Annotated in this window: 20 protein-coding genes and 5 pseudogenes; 17 read left to right on the forward strand and 8 right to left on the reverse strand. The window is 58.8% G+C overall.

Annotated elements, in window-relative coordinates; genetic code table 11:
- Window positions 1-222 (reverse strand): transposase (locus J6524_RS36110; RefSeq protein WP_512699565.1); only part of this gene is annotated, 222 nt, incomplete at its 3' end.
- Window positions 223-426: 204 nt separating this feature from the next.
- Entirely contained in the window at window positions 427-810 is a 384-nt protein-coding gene (locus J6524_RS36115; RefSeq protein ID WP_225678630.1) for a RidA family protein, read from the reverse strand.
- Between the two features lie 352 nt (window positions 811-1,162).
- Here J6524_RS36115 and J6524_RS36120 point away from each other — a divergent pair, with 352 nt between their 5' ends.
- Window positions 1,163-1,657 carry a DUF4396 domain-containing protein gene (locus J6524_RS36120; protein WP_225678631.1) on the forward strand — a complete coding sequence of 165 codons (495 nt, stop codon included), beginning with the start codon at window positions 1,163-1,165 and terminating at the stop codon, window positions 1,655-1,657.
- A gap of 127 nt (window positions 1,658-1,784) precedes the next feature.
- On the opposite strand, the pseudogene J6524_RS36125 reads toward J6524_RS36120, so the two are convergent.
- Window positions 1,785-3,025: pseudogene (locus J6524_RS36125) on the reverse strand (transposase); the annotation flags it as partial.
- A 792-nt stretch (window positions 3,026-3,817) separates the two neighbouring features.
- Here J6524_RS36125 and J6524_RS36130 point away from each other — a divergent pair.
- On the forward strand, window positions 3,818-4,099 hold the full coding sequence (locus tag J6524_RS36130) for a hypothetical protein (RefSeq protein WP_225678632.1): 282 nt from the start codon (window positions 3,818-3,820) through the stop codon (window positions 4,097-4,099).
- Window positions 4,100-4,183: 84 nt separating this feature from the next.
- Here the strand turns inward: J6524_RS36130 and J6524_RS36135 are convergent, their stop codons facing one another.
- Entirely contained in the window at window positions 4,184-4,351 is a 168-nt protein-coding gene (locus J6524_RS36135; RefSeq protein ID WP_225678633.1) for an SAM domain-containing protein, read from the reverse strand.
- Window positions 4,352-6,252: 1,901 nt separating this feature from the next.
- On the opposite strand from J6524_RS36135, the gene J6524_RS36140 reads away from it, so the two are divergent.
- From J6524_RS36140 to J6524_RS38125, 5 genes and pseudogenes are all read left to right on the forward strand, one after another.
- Window positions 6,253-6,678 (forward strand): TerB family tellurite resistance protein, encoded by a 426-nt coding sequence (locus tag J6524_RS36140; RefSeq protein WP_225678634.1) that lies wholly within the window; start codon window positions 6,253-6,255, stop codon window positions 6,676-6,678.
- 352 nt (window positions 6,679-7,030) lie between these two features.
- Entirely contained in the window at window positions 7,031-7,753 is a 723-nt protein-coding gene (locus J6524_RS36145; RefSeq protein ID WP_225678635.1) for a tellurite resistance TerB family protein, read from the forward strand.
- Between the two features lie 808 nt (window positions 7,754-8,561).
- Window positions 8,562-9,020: pseudogene (locus tag J6524_RS36150) on the forward strand (GGDEF domain-containing protein); the annotation flags it as partial.
- Window positions 9,021-9,437: 417 nt separating this feature from the next.
- Window positions 9,438-9,593: pseudogene (locus J6524_RS38120) on the forward strand (copper chaperone); the annotation flags it as partial.
- Window positions 9,550-10,005, forward strand: coding sequence for a DUF2182 domain-containing protein (locus tag J6524_RS38125; protein WP_376712127.1), 456 nt, complete (start codon window positions 9,550-9,552; stop codon window positions 10,003-10,005). The pseudogene J6524_RS38120 and the gene J6524_RS38125, both read left to right, overlap by 44 nt.
- 332 nt (window positions 10,006-10,337) lie before the next feature.
- On the opposite strand, the pseudogene J6524_RS36160 reads toward J6524_RS38125, so the two are convergent.
- Window positions 10,338-10,607, reverse strand: a pseudogene (locus J6524_RS36160) (tyrosine-type recombinase/integrase); the annotation flags it as partial.
- A gap of 185 nt (window positions 10,608-10,792) precedes the next feature.
- Between J6524_RS36160 and opgC the strand changes: the two are divergent.
- From opgC to J6524_RS36175, 3 genes and pseudogenes are all read left to right on the forward strand, one after another.
- Window positions 10,793-10,921, forward strand: a pseudogene (opgC, locus tag J6524_RS36165) (OpgC domain-containing protein); the annotation flags it as partial.
- A gap of 329 nt (window positions 10,922-11,250) precedes the next feature.
- Window positions 11,251-11,721, forward strand: a complete 471-nt coding sequence (locus J6524_RS36170; protein WP_225678637.1) for a phasin family protein — start codon at window positions 11,251-11,253, stop codon at window positions 11,719-11,721.
- 198 nt (window positions 11,722-11,919) lie between these two features.
- The gene (locus J6524_RS36175) at window positions 11,920-12,123 is read left to right on the forward strand and encodes a CsbD family protein (RefSeq protein ID WP_225678638.1); all 204 of its coding nucleotides are present in this window, start codon (window positions 11,920-11,922) and stop codon (window positions 12,121-12,123) included.
- 729 nt (window positions 12,124-12,852) lie between these two features.
- On the opposite strand, the gene J6524_RS36180 is transcribed toward J6524_RS36175, so the two are convergent.
- Window positions 12,853-13,113, reverse strand: a complete 261-nt coding sequence (locus tag J6524_RS36180) for a hypothetical protein (protein WP_225678639.1) — start codon at window positions 13,111-13,113, stop codon at window positions 12,853-12,855.
- A 454-nt stretch (window positions 13,114-13,567) separates the two neighbouring features.
- Here J6524_RS36180 and J6524_RS36185 point away from each other — a divergent pair, with 454 nt between their 5' ends.
- Together J6524_RS36185 and J6524_RS36190 are read left to right on the forward strand one after the other, a co-directional pair.
- Complete coding sequence (locus J6524_RS36185) at window positions 13,568-13,921, forward strand: hypothetical protein (protein WP_225678640.1); 354 nt, start codon at window positions 13,568-13,570, stop codon at window positions 13,919-13,921.
- Window positions 13,922-14,494: 573 nt separating this feature from the next.
- The gene (locus J6524_RS36190; protein ID WP_225678641.1) at window positions 14,495-14,698 is read left to right on the forward strand and encodes a hypothetical protein; all 204 of its coding nucleotides are present in this window, start codon (window positions 14,495-14,497) and stop codon (window positions 14,696-14,698) included.
- A 388-nt stretch (window positions 14,699-15,086) separates the two neighbouring features.
- On the opposite strand, the gene phaP is transcribed toward J6524_RS36190, so the two are convergent.
- Window positions 15,087-15,725, reverse strand: a complete 639-nt coding sequence (phaP, locus tag J6524_RS36195; protein ID WP_225678642.1) for a phasin family protein — start codon at window positions 15,723-15,725, stop codon at window positions 15,087-15,089.
- Window positions 15,726-16,097: 372 nt separating this feature from the next.
- Here phaP and J6524_RS36200 point away from each other — a divergent pair, with 372 nt between their 5' ends.
- The 4 genes from J6524_RS36200 (at window position 16,098) to J6524_RS36210 (ending at window position 17,641) form a co-directional block, all read left to right on the forward strand.
- Window positions 16,098-16,349, forward strand: coding sequence for a hypothetical protein (locus tag J6524_RS36200; RefSeq protein WP_225678643.1), 252 nt, complete (start codon window positions 16,098-16,100; stop codon window positions 16,347-16,349).
- A 61-nt stretch (window positions 16,350-16,410) separates the two neighbouring features.
- The gene (locus J6524_RS36205) at window positions 16,411-16,683 is read left to right on the forward strand and encodes a hypothetical protein (protein WP_225678649.1); all 273 of its coding nucleotides are present in this window, start codon (window positions 16,411-16,413) and stop codon (window positions 16,681-16,683) included.
- A gap of 443 nt (window positions 16,684-17,126) precedes the next feature.
- A complete protein-coding gene (locus J6524_RS38130) occupies window positions 17,127-17,258 on the forward strand; it encodes a DUF6894 family protein (RefSeq protein ID WP_376712125.1) in 132 nt (43 codons plus the stop codon).
- An 86-nt stretch (window positions 17,259-17,344) separates the two neighbouring features.
- A complete protein-coding gene (locus J6524_RS36210; RefSeq protein WP_225678644.1) occupies window positions 17,345-17,641 on the forward strand; it encodes a hypothetical protein in 297 nt (98 codons plus the stop codon).
- 244 nt (window positions 17,642-17,885) lie between these two features.
- Here J6524_RS36210 and J6524_RS36215 read toward each other — a convergent pair whose 3' ends face one another.
- Window positions 17,886-20,261, reverse strand: coding sequence for an AI-2E family transporter (locus J6524_RS36215; RefSeq protein WP_225678645.1), 2,376 nt, complete (start codon window positions 20,259-20,261; stop codon window positions 17,886-17,888).
- 677 nt (window positions 20,262-20,938) lie between these two features.
- Between J6524_RS36215 and J6524_RS38135 the strand changes: the two genes are divergently transcribed.
- Window positions 20,939-21,358: a hypothetical protein gene (locus tag J6524_RS38135; RefSeq protein ID WP_376712126.1), complete on the forward strand. Its 420-nt coding sequence runs from the start codon at window positions 20,939-20,941 to the stop codon at window positions 21,356-21,358.
- The last annotated feature ends 989 nt before the right edge of the window (window positions 21,359-22,347 follow it).

The raw sequence follows: 22,347 nt of genomic DNA on the forward strand, positions 1-22,347 counted from the left end.
AAGATAGCCGTAGATGTAGAGCTTGAGCATAGTGCGGGGGTGATAGCTGGGGCGGCCAGTGTCGAGTGGCTGAACACCGATGAACCCCAGCTTGTCGAGATCAAGACTGTCGACGAACACGTCGACCGCTCGCACCGGATTATCCTTGGTCACATAGTCATCGAGCGACGCCGGAAACAGGGTGCTCTGCCCGCGATCTAACCCTTCAACAAAGCGTTTCATCGGATGCCCCGCAAATCGCAGGGAATCTTATCGCGCGAATCACAGCAAACAGAGCGTTTTCACACAGCCTGGGCCCTTAGCCGAACATGGCTCAGATCTTCACCACGTCGGTTGTCAGCAGTAGACCGGACATCGGCCCGCGCAATCCTTACCGCCGCTTTTGACCCAGAGCGGGAATCGGCGCGCCGGCGGCACGCGTCGTTCCTAGTCAACGTAAGCCTGGCACTCGATCTCGACCTTCAATCGCGAATCGACCAATCCCTTCACCTCGACGAGCGTGGAGGCCGGCAGATTTTCGCCGAAATACGCTACGCGGCGCGGGTTGATTTTCGGTCGTTCCGTGACGTCTGTCATGAAAACTTGCACCTTGACGACATGCTCGGGCCCGGCGCCAGCCGCCTTCAGGCACTTGTCCATCACGGCGATGGCGATGTCGAATTGGGCAACAACGTCGGACGGTATGCTGCCGTCCTGCGCCTGGCCAACGACGCCAGCGACCCAGACGTGGGGGCCTGCGCGGGTGACGTGGCAATAGTGGCTGACTGGCTTTGGGATGTCGGGAACGATGATGCGCTGGATTTTTGGCATGCCTAGCTCCTGAATTGGGATCGACGTCCAGAGGCTAGTTGCAGTTGGCCCTGTCGGCCAGCACATCCTCTGCCGCCCCGTGGTTTCGCGGTTTCGCAAGCGTTGGCTTCAATACTTACTACAACAAGGTAATCGACGAAATGGGTACCAGGTCCGTTTGTGGCCCATCATGACCAACCCCAGTGATTATCGACATGTCGGCTATCAGGGGTAAACCCGCCATTGCCGAGACGCTGTGAAATCGACGCGAATGACGCGAGACGGGCATCCTGATGAAGCCCAAGCACGGAGGAACCGCTTAAGCGTTCACCCATTGTTACGGCGTGGGCAGGCTATTGGAAAGTCGCCAAGAATGGCGCAAGAGCCTCACCCCCACCACGCTCATCCGAGCGGTCCGCCCGATGCGGCCGCTCAATCCCTCAACCGGATTGCGTTCCAGGCCACCATTCATTGTCTCACGGGGTGCGCCATCGGCGAGGTGCTCGGCATGGTCATCGGTACGGCGCTGGGCTTGAGCAACTTCAACACCATTATCATCGCGGTGCTTCTTGCGTTTGTTTTTGGCTACGCATTTACCCTCATTCCGCTTGTTCGGGCGAACATCGCATTCAGGACGGCTCTCGGCCTGGCTTTCGCCGCAGACACCGCCTCCATCGCGCTTATGGAAATCGTCGATAACGCGATCATGCTCATCATTCCAGGCGCCATGGATGCTGGTCTTGCTTCGCCGCTATTCTGGGGAAGCTTGGCATTCTCGCTAATCGTCGCTGGAATCGCGGCATTCCCCCTAAACCGCTGGCTCATCACGCGGGGATTCGGCCACGCGGTGCTTCATCAGTATCACTGACCCAATCCGCACTTGGGCCGTCCCGCGAGAATTAGTCTTCTGCTTATGGCCGATTCCGTTGAAAAAGGCGGCAGTAATCCGATGTATTGGCGCCAGGGCCCATGTGGCCAAACGACGTTGCTGGCCCTTATGCCGGCTTGAGGCATTGCATCGGGATCAGCTTGGCCAGGTTGCGAAGGTTCTGAGCGGTGGCTGCGAGGGTGAACTCGTCACGCGCACCGTTTGGGCCTCGTAACCGTAAACGGTCGAGCTTGAGCTGGAGGTGCGCGAACAGCATCTCGGCCTTTTTGCGGAGCCGACGCGAAGTGCGCCCCGCCTTGCGATCTGGCGCGCCATGTCGCGAGCGCCCTCGTAGATCGAGCGCGGCACCCTCCGTGAAGCCTGCTTAGGGCAGCACTGGGACTTCAATGCGCATCGATCGCAATCGCGCTTGCTAGCGAGGTAAAGCATCGTGGCTCCATCGTTCACCAGCGCTCCGGTCGTAGTGAGGATCTTGCCGTCAGGACAGTGGTAGACGTCGCTTGCATGATCATAGGTGAAGTCTTCGCGCGAGAAGATCCCGTCTGTGCGTGCCGATTTATCAAATACTGTAACATGTGGCTCGATGCCATGCTCATAGACCAACCAACCGAGCATCTCGGCTGAGCCATAACCGCTGTCGCCGAGAAGCCTGCTCGGATATAAATCAAACCGCTTCAGCGAGCGCTCAATCATGCGCTTGGCGGCCAACACCTCTGCCTGCCGGATTGCTGTGGTCGCCTCGACATCAACGATGATCGCATTCTCGACATCGACCAGGTAGTTCGTCGAGTAGGCGAAGAAGGCTTGGCCGCCGTGCGCCCCCGTCCAGCGCGCCGCCGGGTCCGAGGGCGACACGAACTTCGGCGTGACCTCGGTCGCCGCTCCGAAGGCGGCATCATCTAGGACAGCCAGATGCTCATCGATCGCTCGGCCGGCAGCCTCCGGTGGAAGTCCCTTGTCGCCTTCGATCCCCCTCTGTCGGTTGGCATCGGCCTTGATCAGGCTCGCATCGACTGCGAATCCTTCACCACCGACCAGCCGCTCCGTGATGCAGCGGCGCAAGACGCTCTCAAACACGCGACGGAAGAGATCGCTCTGCCGGAAGCGGCCATGCCTGTTCTTGGAAAACGTCGAGTGATCCGGCACCGTCCCATCCAGACCGAGCCGACAGAACCATCGGTAGGCCAAATTGAGGTGAACCTCATCGCACAGGCGCCGCTCCGACCGAATGCCGAAGCAGTAACCGATCAGGAGCATCCGGATCATCAGTTCGGGATCGACCGAAGGCCGGCCGATGCTGCTGTAGAATGGCCCCAGGTCCCGCCTGATCTCTCGAAGATCGACAAATCCGAATTTTCAGCTCGAAGCGGAGCTGATCCGCAAAGCAAGAGTGTAACTCTCGGCGCAGGCTCGCTCCCTCCGCCGAACCGGCAGGAGGGCAAGATGAGCGCACGCAACGACGTCAAGAGACCATCCGATCGGAGCTTAAATGCGAGGCTTGTGCTGGCAGCGGCTCGACTGCGATTTGCCGCGCAAGTTGATTTTCTCGTGGCTCTGTGGCTCGAGCGCTGCGCCACGAACGTCGAGGCCGCACAACGAGTTCAAGAACGATCGGAAGCCCAGACGCGTGAGGTCGGGATGGGCGGACCCTTGTCGCTTCATCTCCACGTTGGGATGAGTCCCCATGACTGGGCAGTCGGCGGGTAAGCATGGCAGCAGCACCTTACTCCATTGCAGACCACAATCTTGATGTGATGCATTCGCAAACCAAGGCTCTTCCGCGACCGCGGGCGTCGATGCCGGCTCTTCACGAGCAGCTGACGAGGTCTGCTTCAGCGGGCAAAGCAGACCTCGTCGTTGCACCTCCGGACCTTTGAGTTTGATCCATTTACTGGAGCAGGCATGAAAGGGGCTTGGACGCCAGCGGCGAAGTCCGCCTGGGTGGTGGTGGCATACAGCACCGTGCCCGGCGTCATGCGTGATGCGGCAGCCGCGTCGCGAGAGAACGCGGCCCGCAACGTATTACGCTGTACAGCTTCTGCATAATTTGACGGGGTGTGTGTACTGCGCCAATGGAACTATCGGCATGAGGGGACGTTTTGCCCGGAGACCGTGAACGGTTTGGTTAGGGAGAAGGCAATGCGTATTGAAGTAGCTGTGCTCAGTGTAGCTTTGATTGCGGGGCCTGCCAACGCGCAGTCGACGTCATCGCCGAACTTGAAGCCGGAGACGAACTGCACGACTCCGTCGGTTACGACGGGAAGCGCCGGCGAAAAGAAAGCGGACTCGATGGCGGTGGAGAAGAGCGCAGTGCTCCCGGACACAGGGGGAGAGGCCAGTTCAGCCGCCCCCACGGTGCAGAGCGCCGGAAAGCCGATGGAAGTCCGCCCGGATTGCCCGCCCGACTCAAAGCGCAAGTAAAAAAGGACTTGCTGGTTAGTCCAATCGAGGGCGATGCACGGCGGTGGTTGTCTCGCGATGCCTAACCCAAGTGTTGTCCACATGTCACGTAACGCGTCGCGTGGTCGCCTTTCGACAGCGAGCGACCGAGGTGACGCCAATCCCGATCAGGTCGTCGGTCGTCAGGTGGGCAAGGACATCGGCGTCAATGTCGTTCTCGCGGAACGCCTTCTCATACGGCCCCAAGCCCCAGACCGTGCAGCCAAGCCGCAACGTTCATGGGTGCCTCCTGGTCTAATTCCTCGGCGGAGCACCAGGATCTTCAATCTACCCCAAAATTTCACAACAGGCGCCATGAAACGTCAGCTCGCCGGATGGCGTGAAGGTGTAGTCAAGGCGTCTAGAAGCAATGTCGCCGCGTGCTGAAACGCTCGTTTGACCAGGCGCTATTCAGCTTGAGCGAAAGCCTTTCGAGTGCAGACTGGGTCCTGCGCGTCTGGGTTAGCAGCAGCGAGGCCGCAGAAAACTGAGAATTGAAATATTTCGCGAACGACGTTGATAGCTGCAATCCGCTCCCGAAACTTCGATGGTCGCTCATTGAGACGATCGCACCCGCGGCGGCAAGGGGATTTAGGCAGAGCGCTGTCGCGTCGCGAAAAGATGAAGGGTAGGGCTAACTGGACAACTTTGGAACCGTGTCAGCTCGGCTCAAACCATTTCATGTCGAGCGCACCGAGTAGCTCCGCCGAGGTAACCTAGCTTCCATTAGCCGGACGTCAAACGTTACGCGAGGGCGAAATCTGATCCGGTCAGCGGCCAAGTCAATTCACGAATTTTGAACGCGCGGAGGTTTAGGCCAAGCGTCGGGCGTAACTAAGGAAGTGCGAGTTCGATATCTGCGCCGCTACCGATCATCGATTATCAGTGCAAACGCTCTTGTTAGTGTCACAAAGAAATAATCGCACCAGTCGCATAGCGCGTATAACGACAAAAACGTCTGCGTGATGAGCCGATTGCTCGAGTGAAAGTCAGCTGTCGGCATAAAGCGCGGCCGAGACGCTCGACAACGGTGGCGGTCTTTTCTTGGCTGACGCCCTTTACCTAGCCTGCGCGATCGTCATGGAGCTTCCGACAGAGCTGATTGGATGTCACAAAGTCTCCTTCACCAGCCTGACGCACCTCGTATCAAGCAAACGCTCGTTGGGCGGTGAGCCGCTTATTACCAAAAGTGGCTCTCGCGCCTCAGGGAGTTCCCGCCATTATCGAACTTTCGATCAGCCCATCGAGGTCCGGTTTTTCCGCCATGGAAGTCGGCTCCGATGATGTAAGGAGCTGCTGTGACCCATGCAGTCAGCTCTCCAGTGAGCAGACAGCCAGCCTAATCGGAAAAGTTTAAGTGAAGTTGCATCCAGATTGGCTGGTCCCGACTAGAGTGTATGGGCAGCGTTATTGTGGCGCCATCCGATGGCCCAACTGTCGCTGCCCTCGATGGGCGCTTCCTCCCTAAACTTGCGGCCGCAGCGTGTCATCCGCGCTGCGGCCGTCTTTCGTTGTGGCTTGCGGATGCCGTCACGTCCGCAGGTAATTAGATGCGCGCGCACTCTGGGCAACAATCGCCGCCTACTGAGGTCTGAATGCCGAACACTGGAGGATGCCCACCGGAGACGCTACAACAACAACCGGCGGTTTGCCTGACCGACGTGCGATGTTTTAAAACGAAATTCTGAATGGCCCAGATTTATCTTATCGCTACTTCAACGGCCCGGAGATCCTCGCCTGCCACGAGGCCGGCATCACGGTAACTCCGCCTAAGCCGCTGACGTCGGGCGCCAAGTCGGACGGACGCTTCAATTTGTGGCGAATCGCCGCAGCTTCTGCTTTTCAAGTAACCGCGGACGAGTGCAGCCCTGCGACGTTTGCGCGACAGGTGGTCGCAGATATCTTCCATCGTCTTGATTTCAACTAGCTGCCTTCTAGCTGTAGCCATAACAATCGAATCCGGGCCCCTCTGACGAGGACGTCGAATCAAATCGGCCAACCTCGTGATGTCGGATCACCAATCCCGTGCCAGACGCGATGGATCGGCCGACCACAGGGCCTACAGATGTCATCTCCCTGATCAGGCGATTCGGAGCTCCGGCGCGCAGGTAGCGGTCAGTTTGAGGAGCAATACGATGCCGAGCACGGAACCACGCGCTAACATCCGACACGAGATCATCGAACCCACCGAATGCGATCAACAGGCAGCCGCCGCCCTCGTGACAGCGGCAGCTCTGGTTGCCATTGCCGACAGACATGTAGACACGATTGAGCGCGAAGAAGTTGTACGCTACATCAATGATCGGCAGCTTGTCCCCACGATCGCACCGTCCTGTATCGACAGTTTGTTCGACGAGCGCGCACGCCGCCTCGAGCAGCTAGACTTTGCAGACTTTGCTATCGACGTGCTTCGGCCCGTCTCGGGACTGTCTCTCGCACCCGACGTCATCGAGATTGCAGAGCGAGTGGCCGCAGCGGATCGTTACATGCATTCGCACGAGCTGCAGGCAATCAGGCTCATTCGGCTCGTCACGATGTCCCTTCCGAAGTCGGAGTCATGAGTTCCTCTCGTGGATCACCGAGAAGCGAGTAATCGCTGCCGTACTTGCTGGATCCCGGATCTCTGTCATGACTGGTTTCATCATCACAGCCGATGCGCTGACGATACTGCTCCAGGTGGTCCTGATTGACCTGGCACTTGCAGGCTCATGAAATCGGCAAGCGCCCACGCTTGTCGCAAAATGGAATGGCTCATTGAGGAGATGATCCGGACCACCTCCCTCGATTCTTTCAAGCTGGGCCGCTCGCGTTTCAGACTCGCGCATTTCATTGCTGTGAAGACCACGCTGAGCGCGTCGAAGCCGAATGTCCTATTTCTTACATCGTCAACGGATCACAACAGAGGATCAGAGAATGGACCCGACCAAACTACTCGAACAATTCCTCGGCGACAATGCACAGGGAATGCTGCAGCAGACCGGCAGCAAGGCTGGGCAGATAATGGACCGAATGGGCGGTCTCGGTGGGCTTGCTGGCGGCGCAGCGGCCGGCGGCCTGCTGACGCTGCTGCTCGGCAACAAGAAGGCGCGCAAAATGGCTGGCGGGATCGTTGGCTACGGCGGTGCTGCCGCGCTGGGTGCGCTCGCTTACAAAGCCTACGAGAACTGGAGGCAGGGCCAGAACGCCGCATCGGCGCCTGTCGCGACCCCTTCCGACATCCAGCAGGCGGATCCCGCGTTTCTGCCAGCGGCCAGACCTGCCGCCAACGGCCAACCGTTCGAACTCGCGCTGGTGTGCGCGATGATCGGCGCCGCCAAAGCCGATGGTCATGTCGACGGGACGGAACAGAAGCTCCTGTTTGAGCAGGTCGACAAGCTGGATCTCGATGCCGAGGCGAAAGCCTTTGTCTTTGATGCCTTGGCCAAGCCGATCGACATGGCGGAAATCGCAGCCGCCGCACAGAGCCAGGAACAGGCAGCCGAGCTCTATCTCGCCTCGCGTCTTGCGATCGATCCGGACCAGGCAGCTGAGAAAGCGTATCTCGAGGCGCTGGCGCATCGGCTGAAGCTGCCGGCTGAGCTGGTCACCCATCTCGATCGACAGGTCCTTGCCGCGCTGCCGGCACCTGCTACCTGAGCTAGGATCAAGGCATATTACAAAACCCAGGAGGTCTCCCCCTTTGAACGAGGGTGCAGCAGTCCAGGGGATCGCCATCAATCAGAAGCAATGTTGCGAGGCGAGAAGAGGTGCTTGCGAACAGGCAGCAATCTGATTGCGCGTGCTGACCGCTCCGTAATGCACCAATCGGGCCAGCCGCGCGGTTCGAAACCGCGCGGCGAATGGCTGCTTGATACCGGCCAGTGGAGTTTGCTGGCGCTCCCCACAGGAAATCTCCTTCGCCGCGGTCCAGCGATCTGCTGATTGAGGCGACGGCGTCGCCGGCGACCGAACAGACAGCGGCAGACGGCAAACGCCTCCTAGGCGGGCGCTTGGTCTCGAACCACCGCAATTCGAGCTGGGCCATTATGGCGTCGTTAACCGCGTCTCCGGACCAAAGCTCGCCTTAAGCTGCCGTGAAGGCGAAGAGGCTGTGCTGGTCGTTTTACAACGGCCGAGTCATGGCCCCGGATATCATTACGCACAGGGATGTGCTGCGCCACACCGCGGGCCGCTCCGCCTTGGAGCGCAGGCCTGACCGTCGTCTTGACGTTGTCCTCGTGCCTCTTGCAGTTCGGACCTGATCCGGATGCTTTGGTGCGCACCGGCTTAGTGACCAAATCGTCCATCCTGATCAGCATGATGATTTCGGGGCTGCTGACTGCAGCCCTTGAGCTATCGGTCCGCTCAGATGATGCGGGAGCTGGCGCTGACGCGCGCCCATCTGCAGCGTATTTCCGGCATCGATCAGTTGACTGGGCTGCTCAACTGACGGGGCTTCGACCAACCGGCCGAATCGGCCTTGACCAAGGCGCGCGACCCGAACCTGCCAACCACCGTGCTGATGTGTGAAATCAACCGCTCCAAGGCGATCAACGACCAGTTCGGGCATGAGTTCGGAGACAAGGTGCTCATCGCGAAGCTATTGCGCTCCTTCGCCGAGCGAAGGCAGATGCTAGGGGCAAGGCACGGCGGCGAGGAATTTGCCATTCTCATGACAGGGGTATCGAAGGAGCGCGCTGCCCAATACGCCGAAGAGCTGCGGCAGGCCTGGGCCGGTGAGGCAGTCCTGGGCGAAGGTGCCTCGGCCAATGTAACGATCAGTATCGGCCTGGCCACATGCCTGAGTGAAGCGCAGCTGGCTAAGGTCATGCGCATGGCCGATCAGGCGCTCAATGCGGCTAAACATCGAGGGCGAAATCGCGTGGTCCGGGCGGACGTACTGGCGGATTCGATCGCGGCGTAACCCCACAGGCGTGCCCTACCGATGGCGGCCTAGTTCACAGCGTGAGCCGTTGAATTTGTCGACGTCCCCGCGCGCGCTGCACGAATTGCGGCGAGCGCATCTCGCCGCGCTCGCTGGCAGGCGTTCGGATGGGCGCGGATGATTGATGTGCGCCATGATCCGGCGGCGATTCGACCCTCCGGCAATCTTGACCGGTTCGCCACACACACCGAACGGAGACGGATCAAAAGCGGTCCGAGGAAGTACACCCAAGACCAGAATATCAGCCATCGCCGTGGCGTTCAGTCTTGCCTCGATAACTATCCTCTCTCCGAGCGGAAATCGGCAAGAGCGTCGGACGCAAATGATGGTTTGGCAGAAGCCTGAGCGTTCCTTCGTTTGATGGCACGAAAGAACGCTCTCGGGCTCGTGCTACTGATGTGGGCGGCGATGACGGCGGCGATGATGCTGCCATCGCTCCTGCCGGTGATCCTGGTCCTGATCCGCATCGGCGGCGCCCCGCGCGCCGCTGGGTTCATCGCAGGATACCTTGTGGCCTGGGCTGGATTCAGCGTCGCGGCGACTCTCGCGCACTGGGCACTGCTCGAGGCGAGCCCTCGTCTCAACGATGATGGAGAGCGCAAGCGTGCCCTTGAGTGCCGCTGTGCTGGCGGTCGCTGGCCTCTTCCAGTTCACGCCATTGAAGCACGCCTGTCTTGTCCGCTGTCGTTCGCCATGGGGTACAGTGCTCAATCCCTCGAGCGCGACAATGGCGACGCGCGAGGGCTTGCGCCATGGCGCTTTTTGCGTCGGCTGCTGCTGGGTGTTTATGGCGCCGCTGTTCGTCGCGGGTGTTATGAACCTCTTTTCGAATCGCGGTCATTGCCACCTATGTCATCGCAGAGAAACGGGCGCGGGCGCGGAATGGTTCAGTCGCGCCGTCGGTGCACTGCGGTGCTTAGCGGCAGTCGTGGTGTTCGGCGTCGACGCGCTAAAGCCGTTTTAGGCCTGGCGATCAGCATGAGGAGATTGCGGAGGCCGATTGATTACTCCGTCTTACAGGAGGGATGTCGCCGAGATCGCTGCGCCGGAAATAAGTTTCATTACCTGAGGGGCGATCTGCTAGCTATTTCTTACTAAGTAAGCGAGCTCTCTGCTCACGCGCTGTACGTCCGCTTCGGGTCTTGGCTGCTTAAGCCCTTACAAGCCCGTCCGTGAGTGATCCGATATAGAGCGCGCCGTGTCTACAAGATGATTGAATGTGGCGAGCACTTCCGGTTATGGCCCCCAAGCTGCCCAAAATGGATGGGCAGGGCATGTCTGCTCTGCCCAGTAGGTTCAGACGTCAACTTGTTCTGCTATTGCGAGCGCGTCGTCTACCTCGATTCCCAGGTACCGAACAGTGCTCTCGATTTTGGTGTGCCCCAGAAGCAGTTGCACCGCCCGCAAGTTGCCTGTGCGCCGGTAGATAAGGGTCGGCTTTGTTCGGCGCAGTGAATGCGTTCCGAACAGGTGTGGATCCAGCCCTATATCGACAAGCCAACCGGACAACAGCCGCGCGTACTGCCGAGTGGTGAGGCTGCAATTGGGTCCTCTTCGACCGGTGAAGCCCCAATTATCCGGCAGCATCGACACGGTCAACGAGTCCGATCGGCACCAACACACCTCTGGAGCAGAACGGTAGTTTAAAACGCAAAAACGTTCCCACGCGCGACTCTCGGCCTGCTTCGTTGAGCGCGTGTTCGCACGCCGGACGGAGCAACCATATGCATGGTCGAATCCCCCTTCGAAGTAAGGCTCGTCGACGCGAGGGCTGGGGCGGCGTGATCAGGCGTTCGCTGCGGCGAGGATGGGACATTTATGCCGCTTTTCTGCTGCTCACGCTGGCATGCGCCGTCATGGTTTACCTCGCAGGCCGCGAGGGTGAAAGGGCCTGCGGTTGCGGCGGCGCTGGCGGACCTTGCCCGGCCTGCAACAAGGTCGATGCCACAGATCCGGACGACGTGCCCGCCATGCCTGCGGGCTTTAAGCCCGATCTTAGTTAGAGCTTCGACCCCAAGCCGACCAAACCACCGTCGAACCACCAACCGCGGTGCCATTAAGGCTTAGCCGAAAGGTGCGCCCAAACTGCTGGAGGAAAACCCGCATCGTGCGCAAAGGCTTTCCTTGCGTCTCCCATAATCTCGCGTTTGGAACGCTAGATCGCAGGGTCTGTTGTCTTTTCAAAGATCTGCGACCTTTGGAGCCTCAGATGAGTAAGCGTAAACCAGCCAAGTCGTCAAAGCGCGCCCGCAGCCCCGCCATAGCCACGCGGGCCCATGGGAAGAAGCAGGCTATTGTTAAAAGCGCGAGAGATAATCTATTGCGCTCTGTTGCCGCTGGGCCGATTGAGTCGCCACTTGAGTTTCATGACGATCCAAAAGAAGAAGCTCCCAAGGTTGAGAAACAGGAGGCTCCCATCGCTGCGAATCCGGTGCAAGACGGCTCCAGTCAGATGCGAGCGTTTGATTTTGCTTCAGCGACGGGAAACATGGTGGCTTATCAAGCGAAGCTTCTGGAAATGACACAAGCCAACATGCGATTAGCTTTTGAGTTCAGCCAGAAACTTGCAACGATCAGGTCGCCATTCCAATTTGTCGACGTGATTGTAGAATTTACAAAAAGGCGGGCCGACATGTTGGGAAAGCAATCGACAGAAATGGCTGCACTCACAAGACGATGACTCAAGCCGTTCAGCCCCGCCGCGCCCGCCGGCTCAATACCTGAGCGGCTGCCATTCGTTATCATTGATCTGATCGTCAAGATGCAGAAGCAGCGGAAAGCGAATTGAGTACTCTCGCGGGCTGCGAGGGGCGCGGTCGTCGAGGAACGCGAGGCCCGTTCAAGACGTTAACAGCCAATTCAAATTGGAGGCGTCATCATGGACTGGAATCGCGTCGAAGGTAACTGGAAGCAGATGAAAGGCAAGGTCAAGGAGCAGTGGGGCAAGCTCACGGACGACGACCTTGACGTCATCAACGGTAAGCGGGAACAGCTCGAGGGCCATCTGCAGCAGCGCTACGGCTACGGTAAGGACCAAGCGCAAAGGGAGATCAACGACTGGTACGGAAGGCAAGGGTGGTAGGAAAGGTCCCGCCCTGAAGGTGTTGTACGTCTGTGCCGAAGTGAGAGCGGCACGGCTTAATCACATCGACTCCAAACGAACTTGGAACTCACGGCCCCTCGGCCCCGGGGGGCCGTGCTTGTTTGAATGGAGACGGCCCCGAGTGAGTGGAGCCGTCTCCCGCTCACCACGGGGCGGCCGTCGGTGAGCGCGCCACCGCTAACTGGAGGCCTCCGACGCCGCGAGTGCGGCATCTATGTCGCGGTCGGCGGCAGACCATGACTCCGACGCCGGCTCCGTAAAAGTGAGCCGCTCTGACCTACGACGAACTTGGCCTGAGGGGCCGTGATGTCTCTGCACCACCCAGCTCCGGTGGGGCTGAGGGACGTGGAGGCAAGCCTTGCGTGTGACTAGCACAAAGGCCGCGCTGAAATCGCAGCACCGGAGAGCCGTCGCTCGCCACAACAAAAAGTTAATGGCCCTTCGCTTCGTGGGCGTGTCGGCATGATGTTGAACAAGTCATGTGACGCCTCTATAGCGGGGCTGGTGCGCCAACCGCGCCGCAGCGTCAGCGATTTCAGCCCGGCGTACTGATCGCGAGCTTTCGGAGCAAGCGGGCGCGCTGTTGTGAAACTTGCGCGGCATCGCTGCCAAAGTGCCCGGCGATTTGGGCGTCCGTTTTCCCGGCGGCAAAGCGCCTTAGAGCTGCTTCTCGCGTGGGCTCAGCTGCAGTTCGCTCATCGTCGAAATCTACCGGTCCATCACAACGGTCCGTTCGCGATCTTCGCGATTTTTTTCAATAATCGCAATCGTCTCAGGCGTCTCGAATTCATCCTCTTTGATCTTCGCCGTGTTGCGTTCGCTGTCAGGATAAATGGCGGCTCGGCTAGAACCCGTTGTGAGATTTCGTTCGAGTGAGGCGAGACTGGTTGCGGGCTCGGTTTCGTCCGACCTGGCCGGGAGAACTGCTAGCGCGCTTGCTGCCAGGAGCGCGATCAAAACGTATCGCATGGATTTGCTCCATCTCTTGACAAGTCAATCAGGACGCTGCGGAGCTGGTTCCTGCGACTTTTCTGCCCCGGAATTGCAAATTATTGCGACCCGGTGGCATGAATTCCTAAATGCGGGACCATGAGGCCGCCCTACCAATTTGCGCTTCCCAAGAAAGGCACCAATGTACCGTCAGCCGCCGAGTGGTTCACGAGGTGAAGCACGACGGCTTTCGCCCCAAGGTCACCCGCGACGGTAATGACGTGCGCCTGCTCACTAGGGGGCCATAACTGGATCAAGCGGTATCCCCGGATCGCTGAGACCGCGTTGCGCACAACCTATCTCAAGGATCGAGCGTCCAGTCTTGCCGGGCCTGCGCTCAACAGCCTAGCCGACGCCGGACGAACGCGCGGCTAAGCTGCACTCTCTATCGAGGATGATTGGCAATGAGGACGCTTCGGCAACTTGTGCTGACGTGGGTGTCGAGATCCTGCCGACCACGGCAACGGTGCGAGAGGGGCAGACGACAGCGCAGTCGACCCTGCAGCGAATCCTCAGGGATCATGGCGAGGGTCACGTCATCCAACTGTTGCGGACCTTCACTGAGACGGAAACCACCGCGCCCGCATTGACAAATTCGCGCTCCATGCAATCTCAGACGTCATGGGCCGACGCCGGCTTGCGATGGTTCGAAGTCTTCGACCGCGTGGATATCGCAGCGGCGCAACGCCAGGCGAAATTAAACAGGGGTATCGTGCCGCAGCGCTACGGGATAGCTGCTGCGATCATTCCTGCACTTCACAGCGAATTCGCACCCCCGCACCTGTGAAGCCAAATAGAAAGGCGCTTCGGGCGCGCAGTTCGTGAGCAGTTTGACCTTCGATTCTCTGGAGCTCGCCGAGATGATGCGGATCTCGCGGCGGTATGGCGAACGGCCGGAGATTTTCCGCAAAGTTGGCTGGCGGGTTTTGTGGAGTTGGCTTCCTCGGCAACATCAGAGGCACAGCGCCGAGAGTTCGAGGCCCGCATCATGGCCGGCAAGCGCATCACCGGCGCTGAGATCATCCGCGCTCGCACCTTGGAGTTCGCACGGCGCCGACGCGTTCGGCCTGATGTGCATCCATTACGATCGACCGGAGCCGGAGGAGCGAGAGCCGGAGCGCAAATAGATACCGCGGCCGGGCGGCGGCTCGTGGCAAAGTGTATGAACCGAGGGCCTCATGCTGCGTGTCGGCCCGATAGCCGACATAGCGGCACGTATATAACGGCTTAAGTTTTTGAAATAACCTAACAATTGTTCGGGGCACGCTCGGTGCAAAGTGCATATTGCCGCCCATCGGACCAGCGGTGATGAGAACGCGCAGTAAGCGCTCCAAGCCCTTCTTCCAACAGAGAGCAGTTCATGGTCATCAAACGTCGTCGTTTCAAGCAAACTCATTCCCTTGAGGAACGTCTTGCCCAAGATACAGCGCAACTCGTTGAGCAAGCTAAGGTGCTGCCGGACAGTGCCGCGAGGGAGCACATCATGCAAAGAATCCAACAGAACGAGGCTGCCACTCACGTTTGCGAGCTGCTTCGCTCGCCACGACTTCAGCCTGCCAAGTAGGGAGTATTTGGTGGTCAAGTATCAAGCGTACTTTGTAGGTTCGGACGGGCATTTCACGAGCCATCGCGCGTTTTCGTGCTATACGGACGAACAAGCCATCGAGTGGACGAAGCAGCTAATGGATCAGCGGCCGGCGGAGCTTCGGTGCGGCGCGCGAGTGGTAAAGCGTCTCTCTCCTCCGATAGACGGACCAGGACCCTAATCGAGCTTGCATCGGACGGCGCTCCGCCTCCGCCTGAACGATACCGCCGCCGGTGCAGCTCGACCGGCGGGGCCTCGTGGCAAAGCGCCTGATCAGCTTTCGTTGGCCCGGATAGAGATCTCACCGCTCAGGATAGCAAGGGCGGGCTGAGAGCAGCCGCTCTTTTTAGCGACCTGTACGGCCGGGTTAGGCGCTGCGCCGGATCTCTTCCATACTTTGTTTGATCTGCTTTCCGGCATCGTCGACCATTTTGAGCGACATATCGGCTATCTTACGGCTGCTCTCCATGGCGGTTTCGACGGTCTCTCGCACCATGTCACTTTGTATAGCTGCGAAGTCCTGAGGAGTTCGGCAAGTCCACAGCTCGTTCATGTGGTCCATGGTCTTCTCGATCTGGTGCCGAACCATCTGGAGGTACTCTCGGGACATTCCACCCATCACTCTTGCAGCAGCGGTACCGCTGTAAAGCAGCGTTTGCGTGTTGCGCGCCGATCGTTGCGTTGCTTCGGTTGCCTGTTGCACCCCTTCTCCTGATACGCCGAGCGTGCGACCAAGTTGCTCGGTAGACCGTCCTACGGCCGAGGTCGCGGTTTCCAGGCCAAAACGCCATGCGTCCTGCAACGTCTCGACGTTTTGCTTGAGCAGGTCCGCACTTGCGCGAGCCACTTGTTCACCGGCTTCAGCCGCAGCTTGCCCGATACGCGATGTCTGATCGGCTGCAGCTTGTCCGACACGGGTGGTCTGCTCAGCAGCCCTCTCGCCGGCGCGGCGGGCTGCGTCTTCCATGCCTTGCGTAGATTTGTCCTCCTGGCGTGGATTTGCCATCTTTGTTCTCCGCTGATTTGCAGGTTATGACTTGCCCAGCTCCTTGGGAAGAACCAGATCTGGGAGAGACCGTTCCTAAGACCCCCTGCAGTCTTTTCATTCGCTTGGCAATCGGCAATTATTGTTTGTATCGTCGGCGCACGATGCGGGAATGGATTTACATTGCTGCGATGGTGGCGGCTAAATTGATCATCCCTGGGGCTATTGTCGCGTACCGATTTCTCTCACGTTGAGCCCGTTCATTGTGTGGGCTTCGGCTCATGTGCATCGACTACGATCAACCGGACGGCGCTCCGCCTCCGGTGCTGTAGTTCTAGGAACCCTGGCCCTGCACGAACGTTGTAAGAGCAATCCCCCAACGCGGAGCTTTCCATGCGACAACAGCGCACGCAACGATCGCCTGTGGCGGCGCCAGCGACAACGATCAGGGCGCCGACCGACCTTCCGACGAGTGGTTACGCCCTCATCGTGGATGGCCACGCGAAGCGAGAGTTCAAAACCCAAGATTCTGCTATCCAAGCAGCCAAAGACTTGAAGACGCGTTTTCCCAACCTTCAGATCAAGGTTTACGATGCGGAAGCAAAGCGGGCAGAGCAGATCGAGATCGAACTCGCTCCGGCCTAAAAAAGCAAATCGGCAACCGTTGCACTGGCAGCACGGGACAATACTCGCGCCATTGGATTCCATGACAAGGTTGGCGGTCGAGGCGAGCGGCGTCATTGCGCTGCGCATGACAAAACTCATGCTGGGCGGAAAACGGGCGGCGCGGCGAGCGGCCCGTTTAATGGTGAGCGAAAAGATTGATGCCGCGGCCAAGGCGATCGCGAGCCTGACGGAGGGCGCTTCAGCAGAGCAGATAGTCAATCAATACCAGAGGCGCGTGACGGCCAACGCAAGGCGGCTACGCAAAATGGGGACCGGTAGCGCGGCGAAGAAGTCACGCCGCCGCCGGAAGTAGCGTAACCCTTACCAAGCTGCATGATAGCCACGAAGAGCCGGCAAGCTTCGGTTCGTGCTTCGGAGAGTGATCGGCGTGGTCGGATTCGTAAGTTCCTACTCCACAAGCCGAATTGTGCGGCGCCGCTTCATTCGATCCATGGCGTGGACAACTTCGTCTCGATCGAGAACGGCTATTAGCCGGTGCACCGTTCTCGTGGCATCGCCCGGGCCGGGCGCGATGTATTCCCGGAGGATGCGCCTGGCATCCTCCATAGCCTGCAATACGATGTCCTGGTCCGGGGTGTTCATGGTACGCGCCTTATTGAGCGCGGACTCAAATTCAAAGAAACGGACTTAGTTCCTACTGGTTTATTTGGCCTTTAGGTCACGAGGCCCCACTGATTCCGCATCCGAAAAACTTCTGAGTTTTCGGGTTCTGCATTCGGTGGGAAGGCGGTGCCTATGCGACGCTACTATTTTGACTTGAGAGACGGTGACGATCTCGCCCCTGACGACGAAGGATTGGAACTTCCCAATATTGAGCGGGTGGAGACGTACTTAGGTCAATTCGATGGATCGGAAGGCCGAGTTTGACCCATCGCGTAAATAGGCCCTAGTCCAGCAGCGGCCCAATGTGCTTTGATGCCTTGGGGCTCGAACTCAGACGTATGGGTGGCCTCATGTACATGTTCATTCGAAAGTACACCAAGGTTCGTTCGGTTGCGGATGCTGCCCGCCGCGCCAAAAGCGGCATCGGTCAGATCCTAAGGGAATCGCACGGATTCAGGTCTTATTATGTACTGGATGGGGGCGAAGGCGTCGGTGTCGCTGTGATGATATTCGAGGACCGCGAAAGCGCCAGTGCGGCGAACGGTAAGGTACTGGAGTTTGTTAAAGCGAGCCTGCTTGACCTTAATCTTGGAGATCCCGAAATCATCGCCGGGGAAGTTTTGGTCAATATAGAATCTGGTGCGTAATTGTACGTAAAGGCGTCAGGGGCAGCGCGTCAAAGCTCCGGCTCGTGCCGAGCGCGCAACGAACCCAATCCGTTGCTCCCGACTGTTACAGCAAAATCGGCACGTTTGAGACATGCCGACGCGCTCTGAAGCAGTTCGCTCTTCGGGGCAGACCGGAAGTTGGCTGCCCCCTAGGGATAACGAGGCAAATGACCCAGAGCCGAACATTGCAGGCGCCTCGCAACTTCCGCACTTGTTTTCTACCCTAAGAGCCTGATGTACTGCTTCTCTTATCCCGATCGCTTTCTGCACTCGCCTCGGTACGGCTCTGAATATCAGCCATCAATTCGTTCGCCATAGTCTGCAGGCGGTGACGATCGTGGTCGGCGAACTCCCGCGGCTGAGTATCGATGACACAAAGGCAGCCAACAACGTGCCCACTTGAGGTTCGTAGCGGGGCTCCTGCGTAGAAGCGAATGCCTCGCTCCAGTACACGCGGATCGTCGGCGAAGCGCGGATCCTCGGTGACATTCTCGGAAACGAGCACATGGTTCGCCGCAACCACATGTGCGTCGAGAGTGTCGTGCAGACCAGGGTGAGCTTCTTGGCTGGGGCTGTTCGCTACGGTCGACAGAGCATTATCGAGCAACGACACGAGCGCGATCGGGACGTTGAACGCCTGCGCGACCTTTTTGGAAGCCTCATCCAACTCCAGACGTTTCGAGACGCCCAGACCGACACTGTGCAGCGCCGCAATTTGCGACGACTCAGTGTCAGCCAGGACCGAGGGGGCGCCGCCTCGAGCTGCCGCGTGGAATACCCATATCTCAACCTGGTCGATGCAGGCCTGGAGGGAGGCGAATACTGCATCGGCCGCCATTTGCTTCTTATGCTCTTCCGCTTGTTCCGTTCCGGTCATTAAATTCCAGCAGCAGACGATGAGCTTCACATGAGGAGCTCGGCGGCGTAGACGACGAAAGACATAACGGGCATAGACCTGCGGCTGCGGGTGGAAATAGGACAGGCACACCACGTCAACCCCGTGCAGATCAAGTTGACCTAGTGCTGCATGACTGACCACGATCGGGGGCAAGACTTTCGCGCCAATGCTGCGCTCCTGAAGAACCTGCGCGATCATCTCGGCCACCGCGTGATCAAGCTCCGTGCGTCCTGCGAGACAGAGAACGCATGGCCGCCGTTCAGCCGTGCGATCTTCGTCGTTTACTGAGGAGGCTTTTTCGCGGACGTGATCCTCAAGCTCCCGCACAACTGAGATAGCCGTTTCGGCGACAAGCCGCCGGTAATTGGTATCGGTGCTGCTGCGCTGCCGATCATTCTCCGCAAGACGCAGCGCGGGAATACCCACGTTATCGTAAAACTCGCGCGAGGAACATTCGTCGACATAGTTCTCGGCGATCTCCACCGCCTCCTCCAAGTTACCGGCCAATAGTCGCTGATACAGCTGCTCCTCCGGCGCGAGCACCGGGTCGCTGCCAAGAAGAACGCCCAAGAACTCCAGCTGCGGGACGTAGCGCCCGATGACGACGAGGCAGACGGTCAAGGGCGTCGCCAGGAACAGCCCGACGGGCCCCCACAGCATCGTCCAGAAGATCGCAGCGATGATGATTGCGAGAGATGACAGCCCCGTGCTGGAGCCGTAAAGCCAAGGCTCAATGACATTGTTGCTAACGAGTTCAGCCACGAGAAACAGACCGACGACCCAGAACAACATCGTCCAGCCTGGATCGACGGCGATGGCAAGCGCAGCAGGAAATATCGCGGCCAGAAAAGGACCGAGATACGGAATGAACCGGAGCACCGCTGCGAGCAGTCCCCACAAAATCGCGTTAGGCACACCCACGAAGTAGAGCGCAATACCGATCGGCACCCCGTAGGTTAGATTAACCATGAGCTGCATCAGCAGATAGCGGCTGACCCGGGCGGCGGCGTCGTTGATGGCCTGGGTACTCTTCTGAAGGTCACCGGCTCCTACAAGTTTAATGAAGCGATCGCGCAGGTCCTCCCGCTCGAGAAGCACAAAGATCACAAAGATGACGACCAGCCCGGAAGTAGCGAGCGGTGCAAGCAACGGACCTATGACGGAGCGAATAAGCTCCAGAGGCTTCGGCTGCGGCGGCTCCATCCGCACGGTGACGGGCTCTTGAGTTTGGACACCGGCGCCAAGGCGGGACTGCGCTGCATCGGACTTCCTCTCATCGCCCGAGATCTCTTTGCCGAGATCCTCTATTGTCGTTGTAACCTTATCAAGGACGCCACCGCCTGGGGCAGACTTCTGCAAGGAGTGGATCTTCTCGGTGATGGTGGCCTGGTAATTGGGGAGGTTGGTAGCAAGTTGGACCAGCTGGCTCCCAACGACTAAGGCGATACCTGCGACTACGATGAAGGCGATGGAAACGGCGATTAGCACCGCCGCAATGCGGGGCACTCTCCAACGTCTCAGCCAATTGACCAAGGGTGTGAGGACGAAGCCCAGCAGGATGGCAAGGGCAAAGGGAACGAAGATTTCTCGGCCAAGATAGAGGCCTCCGATGGCCAGGACGATGCCGCCAGCTGTGAGCATGGGGGAGGATGTGGTTTGAACGGCCGGTGTTCGTGGTGACGCCGGAGCCAGCTCGGGCATAGAACGGGGCCCTGTGGTTAGGTTGACAGGTCAACCCAAAATCGGCGGATTGGATCCAACCAAGAACCTGGCGGCGTGCTTCGCCGCGCCGACGGGGTGATCGAGCAGGATCAGGAAACGACCGATTTGGCCTTAGGACCAAGAGGCGCTTTGCCCAAAGTCAGCTTCTGGCCCAACTCCGACCTTTGTTGAGATCCGCTATCGCGCCGCTGTCAGGGGTACAGCGGACCTCACTGCATGCCCTGATCTGCGGCGCATGTTTACTAGGTCAGAGCGACTCACTTTTACGAAGCCGGCTTCAGAGTCATTGTCTGCTGACGACCGCGTGATGCCGCATTCGCGGCGTCGGCAATCTCCCGTTAGCGGCGGCGCGGCTCACGACGGTTCGTCCGAAGTGAGCGGGAGACGGCTCTACTGCTCACGCAGAGCCGTCTCCCTTTCGCAGAGGCCGCTGTCCTGCTGCCTACTAAACTGTTGACGGCGAGACCACGCTTGGGGAGCTTTGCCGCGACCCGGCGCTTCCTCATGCAGTCGGGCATGTCGTCTTATCGAGCTCTTGCTGATGTAGGAACAGACCGACACGCTTTTCGTTGTTGTGCGACGCGCACCTTCTCGCATTTATATGGAGGCGAAGCACTTTCCGTGCGGCACTTCGCGCGTTCCAAAGAAAGATAGACATGCGAGCGCATCGAATTGTCTTGAGCTTTGCATTAGCGATCGGCTGCGGCATCACCCTTCAGAGCACCGCGTTCTCGCAAGAGTATCGGGGAACGTGGGAACAACAGAGGGCCTGCACGCCCGACGTTTGGCGGCTATGCGGCGCGCAAATCCCCGATGTGGACAGGATCGTGGCTTGCCTCCGGCGAAATACTCCGCAACTCAGCGAGCGATGCCGTGTGGTTTTTGCACAAGGCGATGCGCCCTCACGTGGCGAGGATCGCGAATACGGGCAAAGGCGCTACGATCGAGATTATGGACCGCGGCGTTACGATCGAGATTATGGGCCAAGCCCTTACGACAGGGACTACGGACCAAGGCCGTACTACGGTCCAAGGCCCTACTACGGTCCCAGGCCTTACGATTATTACGATGAATAAAGTGGAAGATAGAAGATTTGCTGGCAAATGATCCCGCCCTGAGGTCTGCAGCTCGACGGCCAGGTGACGCCGGATGGCCTGGCTCAATTCGATGTGCAGCGCATCAGATCCCGGTAGCGCCGCGTCCTAGCCGCCGTTCGCTTGCGCTTCGACGTTCGGCTCATCCTCACACTCGTTCGTGAACGGCGCGAACCGCGTTCCTCACAGATGTTTGGGAGCAATGTTTTGAAAGTTGCTCTACATGCGGCATGCATGACCCGATCAAACAGCCGAAGTATTGGCGTGATCGCGCAAAGGCGACCCCCGCGAAAGCGAAGCAATTGCGCTACGACCCCCGCGAAATGCGTCGAATGCTGCGAGTCGCTGAGGAATACGATAAGTTAGCTGATCGTTGTGCTGAGTGGCAGGGCAACCTCAAATGACCATTCGCCCTGACCCTCCCGGTGTCATCGCTATGCAATACTTGATGTGGGCACTGGAGTACATCGGGAAAACTGGCAATCTCGAGGCTGCGCACCACGCCCGCCTTGCCTTGGAAGAGCTGCGCAAATGCACCCCTGGGTCAACTGATACTGGCGAGCACGCGCCCTAGCCGACCCCGTCATTGAGCAACCGTCCTAGCACCAAGAGCCCCAGCTTCAGGAGGCGCCTTATTTCTTAACCGGTAATTCTACTGGAACGTGGGGTGAGGAGGTTTTTACCCTGACATCTCCATCGCGATACTGATTGCTCTTGAGTAGCGCCTCCAGGACCAGAATGAACTTTTCCGCGAGCATGACACACCTCGCTTGGAATAGTTAAGTGTTCCAACTCAATCACTACTTGGCACCGACTGCAATTAAATTTCGTAAGGCTGCGCCGTCGGTTAGGACGCTTAGGAGGCGAGCCTAGGAACGATCCTGCTGTGAGTGTGTTGCGCGTCTGTGCCGAAAGCGAGAGCGGCACACTTTAATCACATCGACTCCAAATGAACTTGAACTCACGGCTCC

Source organism: Bradyrhizobium hereditatis (genome assembly GCF_020329435.1).
In the GTDB taxonomy this organism is placed as follows: Bacteria; Pseudomonadota; Alphaproteobacteria; order Rhizobiales; family Xanthobacteraceae; genus Bradyrhizobium; species Bradyrhizobium hereditatis.